The 12,204-nt window shown below is 40.0% G+C and carries 16 protein-coding genes and 1 pseudogene; 2 read left to right on the forward strand and 15 right to left on the reverse strand.

Annotated features, from left to right (window positions below):
- Positions 1-194 precede the first annotated feature (194 nt).
- Entirely contained in the window at positions 195-341 is a 147-nt protein-coding gene (locus tag OCU78_RS19420) for a hypothetical protein (RefSeq protein WP_167494088.1), read from the reverse strand.
- Positions 342-664: 323 nt separating this feature from the next.
- Positions 665-1,036, reverse strand: coding sequence for a DUF805 domain-containing protein (locus OCU78_RS19425; protein WP_137375599.1), 372 nt, complete (start codon positions 1,034-1,036; stop codon positions 665-667).
- A gap of 203 nt (positions 1,037-1,239) precedes the next feature.
- On the opposite strand from OCU78_RS19425, the gene OCU78_RS19435 reads away from it, so the two are divergent.
- On the forward strand, positions 1,240-2,187 hold the full coding sequence (locus tag OCU78_RS19435) for a TIR domain-containing protein (protein ID WP_137375598.1): 948 nt from the start codon (positions 1,240-1,242) through the stop codon (positions 2,185-2,187).
- A gap of 151 nt (positions 2,188-2,338) precedes the next feature.
- On the opposite strand, the gene OCU78_RS19440 is transcribed toward OCU78_RS19435, so the two are convergent.
- The 6 genes from OCU78_RS19440 to OCU78_RS19465 all read right to left on the reverse strand — a co-directional run bounded on the left by OCU78_RS19440 (position 2,339) and on the right by OCU78_RS19465 (position 6,551).
- A complete protein-coding gene (locus OCU78_RS19440; protein ID WP_137375597.1) occupies positions 2,339-2,905 on the reverse strand; it encodes an ankyrin repeat domain-containing protein in 567 nt (188 codons plus the stop codon).
- A 145-nt stretch (positions 2,906-3,050) separates the two neighbouring features.
- The gene (locus OCU78_RS19445; protein ID WP_137375596.1) at positions 3,051-3,407 is read right to left on the reverse strand and encodes a DUF6404 family protein; all 357 of its coding nucleotides are present in this window, start codon (positions 3,405-3,407) and stop codon (positions 3,051-3,053) included.
- A gap of 230 nt (positions 3,408-3,637) precedes the next feature.
- On the reverse strand, positions 3,638-4,375 hold the full coding sequence (locus OCU78_RS19450; protein WP_137375595.1) for an SDR family NAD(P)-dependent oxidoreductase: 738 nt from the start codon (positions 4,373-4,375) through the stop codon (positions 3,638-3,640).
- A 694-nt stretch (positions 4,376-5,069) separates the two neighbouring features.
- Entirely contained in the window at positions 5,070-5,987 is a 918-nt protein-coding gene (locus OCU78_RS19455; protein WP_137375594.1) for a hypothetical protein, read from the reverse strand.
- Positions 5,977-6,279 (reverse strand): DUF6932 family protein, encoded by a 303-nt coding sequence (locus tag OCU78_RS19460; RefSeq protein ID WP_137375593.1) that lies wholly within the window; start codon positions 6,277-6,279, stop codon positions 5,977-5,979. The genes OCU78_RS19455 and OCU78_RS19460 overlap by 11 nt, the downstream gene beginning before the upstream one ends.
- Entirely contained in the window at positions 6,252-6,551 is a 300-nt protein-coding gene (locus OCU78_RS19465) for a DUF6932 family protein (RefSeq protein ID WP_137375592.1), read from the reverse strand. Before OCU78_RS19465 ends, OCU78_RS19460 begins: the two co-directional genes overlap by 28 nt.
- A gap of 312 nt (positions 6,552-6,863) precedes the next feature.
- Here OCU78_RS19465 and OCU78_RS19470 point away from each other — a divergent pair.
- Positions 6,864-7,373, forward strand: a pseudogene (locus tag OCU78_RS19470) (MerR family transcriptional regulator).
- A 151-nt stretch (positions 7,374-7,524) separates the two neighbouring features.
- On the opposite strand, the gene OCU78_RS19475 reads toward OCU78_RS19470, so the two are convergent.
- The 7 genes from OCU78_RS19475 to OCU78_RS19505 form a co-directional block, all read right to left on the reverse strand.
- Positions 7,525-7,866: a hypothetical protein gene (locus OCU78_RS19475; RefSeq protein ID WP_261856042.1), complete on the reverse strand. Its 342-nt coding sequence runs from the start codon at positions 7,864-7,866 to the stop codon at positions 7,525-7,527.
- A gap of 145 nt (positions 7,867-8,011) precedes the next feature.
- Complete coding sequence (locus tag OCU78_RS19480; RefSeq protein WP_261856043.1) at positions 8,012-8,497, reverse strand: GNAT family N-acetyltransferase; 486 nt, start codon at positions 8,495-8,497, stop codon at positions 8,012-8,014.
- A 651-nt stretch (positions 8,498-9,148) separates the two neighbouring features.
- Positions 9,149-9,616, reverse strand: coding sequence for a cold shock domain-containing protein (locus tag OCU78_RS19485; protein WP_077681830.1), 468 nt, complete (start codon positions 9,614-9,616; stop codon positions 9,149-9,151).
- Between the two features lie 170 nt (positions 9,617-9,786).
- Positions 9,787-10,251, reverse strand: coding sequence for a hypothetical protein (locus OCU78_RS19490; protein ID WP_261856044.1), 465 nt, complete (start codon positions 10,249-10,251; stop codon positions 9,787-9,789).
- 180 nt (positions 10,252-10,431) lie between these two features.
- The gene (locus tag OCU78_RS19495; protein WP_137375720.1) at positions 10,432-11,280 is read right to left on the reverse strand and encodes a hypothetical protein; all 849 of its coding nucleotides are present in this window, start codon (positions 11,278-11,280) and stop codon (positions 10,432-10,434) included.
- 136 nt (positions 11,281-11,416) lie between these two features.
- Positions 11,417-11,749: a YnfA family protein gene (locus tag OCU78_RS19500; protein ID WP_137375719.1), complete on the reverse strand. Its 333-nt coding sequence runs from the start codon at positions 11,747-11,749 to the stop codon at positions 11,417-11,419.
- Positions 11,750-11,909: 160 nt separating this feature from the next.
- Positions 11,910-12,185 (reverse strand): hypothetical protein, encoded by a 276-nt coding sequence (locus OCU78_RS19505; RefSeq protein ID WP_137375718.1) that lies wholly within the window; start codon positions 12,183-12,185, stop codon positions 11,910-11,912.
- Positions 12,186-12,204 lie beyond the last annotated feature (19 nt).

The raw sequence follows: 12,204 nt of genomic DNA on the forward strand, positions 1-12,204 counted from the left end.
GAGCAACGCCACCACCCTACCTAAAACCTTGTCACCGTAAACACCAAAACTGACTTGAACTGAAAATGCCGAGCGTTGGGAATCTGTCTTAAACGCTTTGTTAGTTTGCTTACATGATGCAGCCAAAGTTTAGCGCCAAGGTGCTGAATTGGTTACAAAACTACTGGCTTTGAACGACAATGTAAAATTGAAAACTACAGAACTCTAACCCAACCAACAAAACGCACTTGGCTAAGAAGCGACATGCGATAAACAGCAACAGTTTGAAGTACTTTAGCTGACAAAGGATTCATTCGACCAACCTGACAACCAAGTTCAACGAACCGACCTTTCTGCGACAAACTCACCAAGAAAAAGAAACAGCGCGAGACGCACTAAGCGACCAAAGTTACTGATGCGAAGAAATGAATAACGTTGAACTCAAAGAGCCGAAAAACACCCTACGCGCGATGAGATTTGGTTGCACAACTTTCGGAAAACGAACAGGTGTAAAGCACAGAAACCAGACTAGGCTTTTTGACCAAAACGCTTTTCTACTTTTGCAAACTAACGCCCAATTAAGTAGCTGACAACGCTACCAAATACACTTAAACCTACCACCTAAATCACTGAAGCTAAACCGAGTTGAAAATGCCAAGCGTTGACAGTCTGCTTAAATTGCTTGTTATGGTGCAGGTTCTTTAGGACTGATTCCATATTCATTAGAGCCAGGTTTACTATCCATTAAGGCGAAGAACAAAATTGCTAGGACACCAATGATTGGAATTAATAAGATAAAAGCCCAATAACCACTATGGCTAGTATCGTGAATTCTGCGAACCGTTAGTGAAAGCGAAGGCAAAAAAATGAATATTCCATACACTCCACCAAGAAGACCGCCACCCAGTTCTGGGTTAAAAGTACCCATTTGGTTATCTAAGAAAGCGAGAGCTAAACTAATAACTAAACTGATTAAATAGAAATACCAAAACTCTTTTCGTCTGGCTCGACCTTTAAAGATTGCGTACTGCTTGATTGCACTTATGAAATGTTCCACTTATCTCTCCTTGAGGATGAAAAGTCGACGATGCGCCATAACGCCCTGTTAAGGGGTGAGCAACGCAATACCGATGCCGCCGCATACCACCTTAAACACCAAAACCAACGCATAGTGAAAATGCCACGCGTTGCGAATCCCTCTTAAACAGTTTGTTATAAGCCATTTGTCGCTATAAACCAATTGCTTATGGTAACATACTCATGTTTATCGCATATTACTTGGTTTGTTACATGGCTGATTTAACCACACTAGAAAAGAAGAAATTAGAACGCTACTTCGGCATGGAGAGCGGGTACTTTAGTAATTTTTCCAATAACTCTCTAGAGCTATTCGTTGCGGAGCACTTAAGCATCGAGATCTATGACGAAAAGTACAACTTTGGGTCTGGTTCAAAAGCAAACAGAGTAAGAGCCTTGTGGCAACTAGAAAGCAACGATGTCATTGCGAAATTTCTCACTGCAGTCATGGAACAGGATGACTTTGAGAAAGATAATTCTTACTCATACACTGGCAATACCAATGATACTTTGAAACAAGAGTGCTTAGAAATTATTGCGAGACTCCAAGGAACCACACCGCAACCGCAACCGCAACCGCAACCGCAACCGCAACCGCAACCGCAACCGCAACCGCAACCGCAACCGCAAAATTCGATCACTGAACCAGCACAAGCGCAAGTATTTAATTGGTCAACACCTCCGATGAAAAAGAAAGTATTCATAGTTCATGGTCACGATGAGCTAACTAAAGAAAAGGTAGCTAGATTTATTTCCCAAGTAGGCTTAGAGCCAATTATCTTGCATGAACAAGTTAGTGGCAGCCAAACGATCATCGAAAAAATTGAACGTTACGCTGACCAAGTCTGCTTTGCTATCGTACTGTACACTCCTTGTGATAGAGGTGCGAAAGCCAGTGAAAGAACACCTATGTTCCGAGCTAGGCAGAATGTCGTGTTTGAACATGGATATTTCATCGCTAAGCTGGGACGAAGCAAGGTTACAGCCATCGTGAAAGGTAACATAGAGCTACCAAATGACTTTAGCGGAGTGGTATACGTTCCATTCGATGAGAATGAGGCGTGGAAACTATCATTAGCTCGTGAAATGAAAGGTGCTGGGTGCGAAATCGACCTAGCAGCCCTAGTTTAATATGCTTAAAGCCAGTGGAGCTAACTACTGGCTTATAACGCCCAATTAAGTAGCTGACAACGCTACCAATACACTCAAATTTACCACCTTAATCACTGAAGCTAAACCGAGTTGAAAATGCCAAGCGTTGACAGTCTGCTTAAATTGCTTGTTAGGGCACTTTCGTTTCAAGAGCCGATAATATTTCTTCGTAACCATTTTCTCTTGCTATAGAAGAAGCTGATAAACCATTCTCATTAACAAAATCAGTGTTTGCCCCATGTGCTATTAAGATTTCGACCGTACTTATATTTTCATTAAACACAGCAATCATTAAAGGACTAAACGCTGCATCTCCAGCAACTAAATTAGGAGTTGCGCCTGCTTGTAATAACTTAATTAGTATGTCGTCCTCAGCCCATTGAGCAGCCATATAAACTGGTGATTCACCCTGCCAATTTAAAACATTAGGGTTTGCAGATTTTGATAATAACAACATTACCAATGGCTCATTACCCACAATCGTGGATATATGTAACAAACTTGCACCACAGTTGTTTTGATAATTTACATCTAAGCCGTTTTGAATGAGCTGGAGTGAAAGCGACTCATCTCTAGCCTTAATTAAGCTTTCAAGAGCCACATTAAACTCTGTAGTTGGATCTGATTGGCAAACATTATCACTACATCCACTCATCATAGCTAAAACCAACAAACAACTCGGTAGTTTTATATCCACTTGACCTCCTTTGCCCTAACGCCGCGTTAAGTAGTGAGCAACGCCTGCCACCTAACCTAAACCATTGCACCGTAAACACCAAAACTGACTTTAACTGAAAATGCCGAGCGTTGGGAATCTGTCTTAAACGCTTTGTTATGGCGCTTTACTTATAATGTTGCTGACACCAAGTTTCCCAGTTTGTTTCGCCCAAAAGCTTTCGAGCCTTAATGGTGCGAAATACGTTGATAAGTCCCATACAAACGCCAAATAGAGATGCTGAGACAAGATATGTTACCCAATTATTTGGCTCTGAATGCCAAAAAAATACCCACATTAACGCTCCCCATAATAGCCCCATAAACAAGCCATGTGTTATGAGTATTTTTGCAGGAGATTGAAAAACTAGAGGCTTTTGGGAAGGGTCTTTATATCTAGACCAAATAAACGCTGTTGGCTTAGTTAAATCTGCGGGGACACCCTTCTCAATTAGGTGTTTTTGAATGAATTCTGCTTTTTCCATCTTCGCCTCACTAAGCGTACGCTAGTTTGAATTCTAAGACTTTATCAAAATTTATCGAGAATGATGATTGAAATGCTGCGACTGACTTCAAAGCCTCAGTGCGCCATAACGCCCAATTAAGTAGCTGACAACGCTACCAATACATTCAAATTTACCACCGAAATCACTGAAGCTAAACCGAGTTAAAAATGCAGAGCGTTGACAGTCTGCTTAAATTGCTTGTTAGCCGATCATGCCAACGAAAGCCCACCATCAACCACCAAAGTGTGACCAACGATATAACTGGCTTTGTCAGATAACAAAAACTCAATAGCATTGACAATTTCATCGACTTCTCCAAAACGATTGATGGGTACGACTTCTGAAACCTCAGTACGGATATCAGAGTTTTCAAGTTTCCTTTCTTCCCATCGTGGTGTCCAAGTAACACCAGGAGCAACCGCATTAATTCGAATATCCGATTTAATGCTTTCTAAGGCAACTGACTTAGTTAGCCCTTCAAGTGCGTGTTTAGCAGCACTATACATTGATGCGTTGGGTGTCGGTCTAATACCATTAACGGAACTTACATTTACTATCGATGCACCTGCTTCCATTAATTTCAGTTCAGACCTCAAGCACAAGGCTTGGCACAAAAAATCCACATGAAGCGTTTCTTTGAGAAGCGTTACATCTACTTCAGGTAAATAACCACGAGAAACAAGAGCCGGAGACGCGTTATTTACTGCTACATTCAACTTTCCGTAAAACTTTGTAATGTGAGTAAACAAACCCTCTAATTGTTGTTCATCAGCAATATCAACTAATTGATGATCAACAGTTTTTAAATCCGGATACTGTTCAATTACATTGTTCCAAGCATCCTTCGAACGCGAGCATGTAATAACTTTATACCCATCCTTCACGAGCCTAAGAACTGTATGTAAGCCGATACCTTTTGAACCACCCGTGACTAATGCAACTTTCAATTTAGGACTCCTTTCCTATTTATTTACTTTGACGGCTAACGCCGCGTTAAGTAGTGAGCAACGCCACCACCCTACCTAAAACCTTGCCACCTTAGACACTAAAGCTGACCCAAACTGAAAATGCCAAGCGTTGGGAATCTGTCTTAAACGCTTTGTTAGTTTGCTTACATGATGCAGCCAAAGTTTAGTGCCAAGGTGCTGAATTGGTTACAAAACTACTGGCTTTGACCGACAATGTAAAACTGAAAACTACGGAACTCAAACTCAACCAACAAAATGTACTTGGCTAAGAAGCGACATGCGATAAACAGCCACAGTTTAAAGCGTTTTAGCTGATAAAGGATTCATTCGACTAACCTGACAACAAAGTGCGACAAAGCTACTATTATGCGGATTAACCACCAAGAAAAAGAAGCAGCGCGAGATGCGCTAAGTGACCAAAGTTACTGATGCGGAGAAATGAATAACGTTGAACTCAAAGAGCCGAAAAACACCCTACGCGCACTGATGATTTGGTTGCACAACTTTCGGAAAACGAACAGGTGTAAAGCATAGAAACCAAACTAGGCTCTTTGACTACAAACGCTTTTCTACTATTGCAAACTAACGCCCGCTTAAGGGGTGAGTGAACGCGTGCCAGAATTGCAGCGAAGCGAAAATGGCACGCGTTTACGAATCCCTCTTGAAGCGTTTGTTATGACCCAGCTCTGAACTCCTTAATTTTAATTAGTTCTCGTTCTTGACCGTTTAATGGTTTAATCACTTTCCGTTGGATCAACACATCTAACTTCGCACCGTAATAGTCATGAACAAATTGTTTTGCCGCGAACTTTGTAACTGTTCCATAAATAGAATCTCCATTTTCCAATTTGGCTTCAAACTTACAGTGCTCTGGTAAGAAGCCAGATAAAATGAGTGTTATCTCTTCGTCATTTTCTACTATGTCCGTTGATTCAACTCTTTTTCGAGCTCTATGAATAAGGCGACTATCAAGGCAATATTCTTTTTCATCACCTACAACTCTTATCGTTGATTTCGCTTTATCTAAAACCTCAAAAAACTCTTTTAATGACTGAAGTACACGCTTATCAAGATTATTAACTAATTCTTCAAATAACATTTCATCATTCTGAGCTGATGTATTAATCATTTCTAATACATCATCCACTGTGTTCTTTAGCGCCGTCTCTGTAATTTCTATTTGATCCGTAACTTCGTCAAGTACAAAGCCAAAAGATCCCTTAACGACTTGAGTAACCATTAAATTAGAGTTTCTTTTTAAAGGAACCTTACCTCTTTCTCCTAATGTGCCGCTTTCTTTATTAGCAAATGTTTTATTAATTAACTTTTGAAATTTTTCAAGCGCACTCCCTGCAAAACTCGCAGAAATACCATGAGAACCTAAAACAGGCTCACCACCAAAAAATAGAGCAACACTAGCATTTGTAGAAATATTAGAGCCTAGCTCCTCAATCTCTGCAATTATTTCGTTTAAACGTTCTTTATATTGAAATTCACCAACAAAATCTCCGTACTCGACTGATTGATGAAGTAATTGTTCAACCGCATATTTATCAGCAGTTAAACTGTTTAATCGTAATTTACGAGGCATTGTTACCTCCTTTTTTAACTAATGAAGCTAAAAGCGCTTGCTCATCATCTACCAGTTCAATTTTCAACATACCTTTCCAAAGGTATGTATCTCTTTGATGAGAGAATAGACCAAACCAATAAGCTGTATCCGCTACTAACAGTTTAGATGACTTACCAAGATCTACATAGAATGCGTCACACTTGTACTTTTTTTTCAATTTCGGAGTGCTAAACATATCTTGATTCAAAAAGAAGAAGGTTCGCCATGCTTGCTCATCCATACCTACGGGACGCTCGGCAAATGTAACCAAATCAACATCATTAGGCGCTCCCCACGCGTTAATTCAACATTCTCGACAAAACTACCATCAATCCACTGAAAACCATCGACAATACCAATCGATTTAAGAGCGATACGATACTCCAAGAAACCGATTAGAATTTTTATTCGCTCAGGGCTTGTAGAAAAATGCTTAACAAAGTCAGCTAACGACACTGCATATGGTGCTTGGTTCGCTCGCCTTGCAGGACTATCACCTACAAATGGAGGAAGTACACCAGATTGTTCAAAAGCAGGAATCAAATCTAAATCCTAATAACGTTGTGAAATTTAAAATATTGCTAATATACTAAAATACAAAGAAAAAATCTTGCAATTCTGTAATTGATGAGATGTTCCAACATTTTTAGTAACGAAAGGGTCATAACGCCGCATTAAGGTGTGAGCGGCGATTGCCTATACTTTGAGCGAAGCGAAAACGGCAAGCGTTGCGAATCACTCTTAAATGCTTTGTTATGCATATCGTGCCACACCAAAGAAATGTACATTTAAATTGTTGACCCGTCTATCAGGCAAGGGTTCAAGATGCACATTCGGTTAAACAATGGAGCATATATGCTAACTGTCACTCAAATCGCAAATCAGTTCGGTGTTTCACATACCACTATTTTGTACTACGAAAAAGAAGAACTATTGATACCAGCTTACCGCTCTGAAAATGGGTATCGTTGGTATGGCGAAAAAGAGATTAAACGCTTAGAAGCGATCATCTCTTATCGTTCGTATGGACTGTCAGTTTCTAGTATTCGCTCGTTGCTCAACCGAGATGGAGAGTCTCAAGCCAAAATATTGAAAGACCACTTCAATGAACTGGAAAGATAAATCCAAAACTTACGAAGACAGCAGGAAGCTGTTGTCATGTTGCTTCAAGAACCAAGTCTATTAGAGGAAAACATTGTGAATAAAGAACGTTGGGTAGAAATCATGGTTGCTGCAGGTTTTACTGAAACTGATATGGTCAAGTGGCACCAGAAATTTGAAGAACTTGAACCACTAGAGCACCAAAAATTCCTTGAATCTCTAGGCATTTCTAGCGATGAAATAACTACGATTCGAGCTCTCTAGCACCTAAATAGCCTCAAGGATGAGGCTATTATGCATAACGCCCAATTAACTTGCGCAGCAACGCAATACGATGGTTCTGCATTGCACCGTAACCACTAAAACTGATTAGAAGTAAAAATGCCACCCGTTGCAAGTCAGGTTGAATTGTTTGTTATGTGCGTACTTCGCCATTAACTGAACTAAGATATCCTACTAATGCTTTGGATCTTGACTTGGATATGTACAACCCTACAGGATGGCACAACACAATAGCTAAAATGAAAAAGCTCAGAGCAACATTTCCGTAGACAAAGCCAACAGCCACATTAATTGAAAGCCCTAGCATTACTACGATATACCGCCAATATTCAATTTTGAGTTCGTAAGTATTTAGCTCAGTATTGTGAATTATTAATACTGGGAAAGATAATAGAGAAAGATTGACAAAGATGCCTTTGTTACGCATTTTTTCTTTAAAACCGCGTTTTAGTAACTCTTCTAATAACTGATTCATTCGAAATCCTTTTAGAACCTTGTAGCACATAACGCCCAATTAAGTAGCTGACAACGCTACCAATATACTTAAACCTACCACCGAAATCACTGAAACCAATCCGAACTGGAAATGCCAAGCGTTGGCAGTCTGCTTAAATTGCTTGTTATGTTCGTAGCCATTTGTACATGATGTAGCTATCAACCAATCCTAGCTGACCATGATTGTATGCCTTAGGTATTGTGCCAATAATAGAGAAACCGAGCTTTTCCCAAAGCATAACCGCTACTTTATTAGTCGACACCACACTATTAAATTGCATAGCATCAAAGCCAAATTCAACTGCTTTCTTTTGTGAGTCCTCACACATAAGACGAGCAATACCTTTGCCTCTAGCTTCACTTGATACCATATAGCCACAGTTACAAATATGACTACTTGGACCCATAGCATTTGGCTTAATGTAATAAGTACCGAGAACAACGTCATTTTCAACAAACACATAAGCTTTTAATGGCATTTCACACCACAAGGAATAAGCATCTTCCAAGGTCATATTTGGGTCAAATGCATAAGTTTCTTGGGCTTGAATCACCATAGAAAACGTTGACCAGAATGACTCAAAGTCAAATTTTGTAATTTCCCTAATCATGAAATTCCTCCCGAGAACATAACGCCGCGTTAAGTAGTGAGCAACGCGACCACTTTACCTAAACCATTGCACCATAAACACAATACTCAGCCTAAACTGAGAATGCCGAGCGTTGGGAATCTGTCTTAAACGCCTTGTTATACGCGTTACAACGGTTTAGTTAAGAAACTTTCCATTCGTTCAAACTCAACTGGTGACAAGTCACACTGAAACATATACTTGTCATTGCCTAGTGTATGCAATTCAGCAAGGTATCCAGTAAAGTAATTATGATGATTACTCTCCCTTAAACTGATTAGACGCAATACAGTACCTGGCTTTATCGCCCATCCTGTAACGTCTCCAGCGCGGTAGTAGAGCCAACCATCACTTCGACTTAAGTAAATTGAATGTGTAGTACGTTTTTTATAGCCTTTAGTCTTGAAAAAAACACCTATACAACGCCACTAACGGCTGAAAACCTAACTTAGTTTCTATCTGCCACTAGAATGATTCCATTTATGGACCCCACCATATAGCTTATAACGCCGCGTTAAGTAGTGAGCAACGCCACCACCATACTTAAACCATTGTGCCGTAAACACTAAAGCTGAATCAAACCCAAAATGCCGAGCGTTGAGAATCTGTCTTAAACGCTTTGTTATGCCGATACTACCAACTACCGCACAACTGGCTCTCACAAGGGCTACCATCATTGTCACCATCAATTTTAACTCCGGGACAGTTTGACAAGTAAAACTTGGCTTCATCACAAGATACCATCTGGCTGCAATAAGTTTTACCTTGGCAGTTAAAGCCCATATTTTCATATGCTGGATTTAACTTTGGCTCTATTACAAAGATATATAAAACTGCACCTAAAAAACCAACAATAAGTGCAAGGAGTATAATTGAAAAAGGGTTGCTTTTTTGGGGTTCGACACCAACCAACTGTGCAATCGAAGCGCTTGGCTTAGAGGTATTCTCCGCAAGTTGAAATTCTACTTTATCTCCAACTTGTGGTCGGCGAAAACCCTTTTTGAATTTGGATACATGAACAAAAATGTCACCATTGAGATTGTCAGACTTTATAAAACCAAAACCTCTATCATCAACCCAGCGAACGATTTTCCCTTTCATATATCCTCCATTTTCTTATAGCGGCATAACGCCGCGTTAAGTAGTGAGCAACGCCTCCACCTAACCTGAACCATTGCACCGAAAACACCAAAGCTGACTTAAACTGAAAATGCCGAGCGTTGGGAATCTGCCTTAAACGCCTTGTTATGTTGAAGACGGTGATTCATTTTTTAGCAATAATCTACAATGACATACATACCCAGGTAATTTTTCCTTACCTTAAGTATAACTTCATTGCCCTCTTGCTGGCTCAACCAAAACTTTTTAGAAACGTAGAAGCCCAAGTGCCCATAAAGCTCATGATCAACACTCAATACATACCTCGTACCACCTCTATATACAGATTCAGTTGTTTTATTTAATACCTGTGTTGTTGTTTTAAATGATTGCCCTACTGATGTGTGTAAACTAATTAGACCTACAATACTTAAAATCACAAATAGATAGACTGAAGGACCTTGTCTTTGAAAAAAGTTCCTTTTATCAACAGGGATATAATACATTTCTGACGCACTTCGTCGCTTATGAACAATAAAGCCTACACATAAACTAACAACAGCTGTGACAACGATTAATTCGAATCCAAAAAAAACCTTACGCTGAACAATCATGCTGATCATCGCCGCTGCAAGCATTAAGAAAGGATGCTTTAATAATCTTATATTTTGGATGTTAACCTCTCCATTTACATAACGCCCTGTTAAGGTGTGAGCGACGCCATACCGATGTTTCCGCAAACCACCTTAAACACTTAACGCAACGCATAGTAAAAATGCCACGCGTTGCGAATCACTCTTAAACAGATTGTTAAATTACTATTCACTGTTACGTGTTGTTGCCCATTTTTGGTCTGCTTCAGCATCAATAAACTCAGCGAGACCAACCATATCGATACCTAGTTGCAATAGCCATTGAAAATCAATTTTAGGCTGGGTATACCGACGCTTAAGGAGTTGTTCATAACTAGTATCTTTATATACACTAAGTCGCTGAAGGTATTGCTCAGAACAGTGTCCATCACTATGTTGGATTACGTTTCTCACTTCCACAAGGTCATGTACAATAGGTAATTCAACTGGTGACTTTTTAGAATGAATGCCTATATGGAAAAGTTTCTGAAAACTATCGACCCTCTTAGGGTACGCACTCATTGCATGCTCTAAGATTTTCCTTTGAATTAGATTATCTTTAATGTCTTCTAAGTCGCCTAAGTCAAAAATCTCTTTGTTACTGAGCTGCTTTTGGTCGTTAGCAAGTAGTTCAACATTCCTCCACAGAATGTCTTCTGTGATCTCATTTAGGAAAATTTCAAAATTTGTAGCTAATTGAGACACTGAATGATTGAAAAGATTTCTAGATAAGTTTCTAGATATCGAGTCAAAGTTTTTATCTTTAATCGTTATTTTTGGTGTCGGAAGCTCGTTGGAGTTATTACTCTGACGTTTTCTAGGAGCAAAAAGTTGAGGCTTAACTGAATAGTCAGAAATAGGCATTTTACTCCCAATATGACTAAACAGAAGAACCTCGCTTATATAGTTAACCCATTCAGTTGTCCTGATACAAAAGTCATCCAAAGCATCTGACTTTTCACCGAGCGGCTCGATTTTAAATGGAAGCGTAATGTCAGTGATATCCACTGTGTTTATATTTAATCCCTTAGCCAAATTTTCCTCCTGTAATTTAACGCCGCGTTAAGTGGCGAGCAACGCTACCACCAGACCTAAACCATTGTGCCATAAACACTGAAACTGACCTAAAACTCAAAGTGCCAAGCGTTGGGAGTCCGTCTTTAACGCTTTGTTATGTGGTTCTAGGCGCAAACATTATGATTGCCATTCCAAGTAGTGCCACTGAAGCTCCCACAATGTCCCAGAGAGTCGGGCGAATACCATCGACAACCCACAACCAAAGAATAGCGACAAAGATATAAACTCCACCATACGCGGCATACACTCGACCTGCAGCCGTTGGATGAAGCGAAAGCAACCAAGCAAATAGAGCCAGACAGAAAGCAGCAGGTACAAGAAGCCAAACAGATTTATCTTCTTTGAGCCAAAGGTAAGGTAGGTAGCACCCTAATATTTCAGCGATTGCTGTTACAAAGAATAAGCCTATTGTTTTAATTTCTAACACCTGAAAATCCTATTTTTACTGCAAACACATAACGCCGCATTAAGTGGTGAACAACGCGACCACCCACCTTTAAACCTTGCCACATAAAGCACTAAAGTCGACCTAAACTGAAATTGCCAAGCGTTGAGAATCCGCCTTAAATGCTTTGTTATGTGCGTTGCTAAAATCTTGCTATGTGACGTTTATACTTTTCTTCACGCCAGCACCAAATCAGAAAACTTACAGGAATAGCACCAATAGAGCCCCAAACACCACTCATTAATACATCGGTAGTTTGAGCCCAACCCCAAGCCGCTTCTGACAGGAACAATGGTTCAATACTCCGACCTATCATCATACCTAAAACCGCAGGAAAAGAAGTACGGACAGTAAAGCTAAGACTCCCCTTTTGTCTCTCTAGCTTCCACTTCGAGAACTCGATATCTGGGTCTTTCATTATCTCCTCCGTAAGATAT

This window comes from Vibrio gallaecicus (assembly GCF_024347495.1).
Taxonomy (GTDB): Bacteria; Pseudomonadota; Gammaproteobacteria; order Enterobacterales; family Vibrionaceae; genus Vibrio; species Vibrio gallaecicus.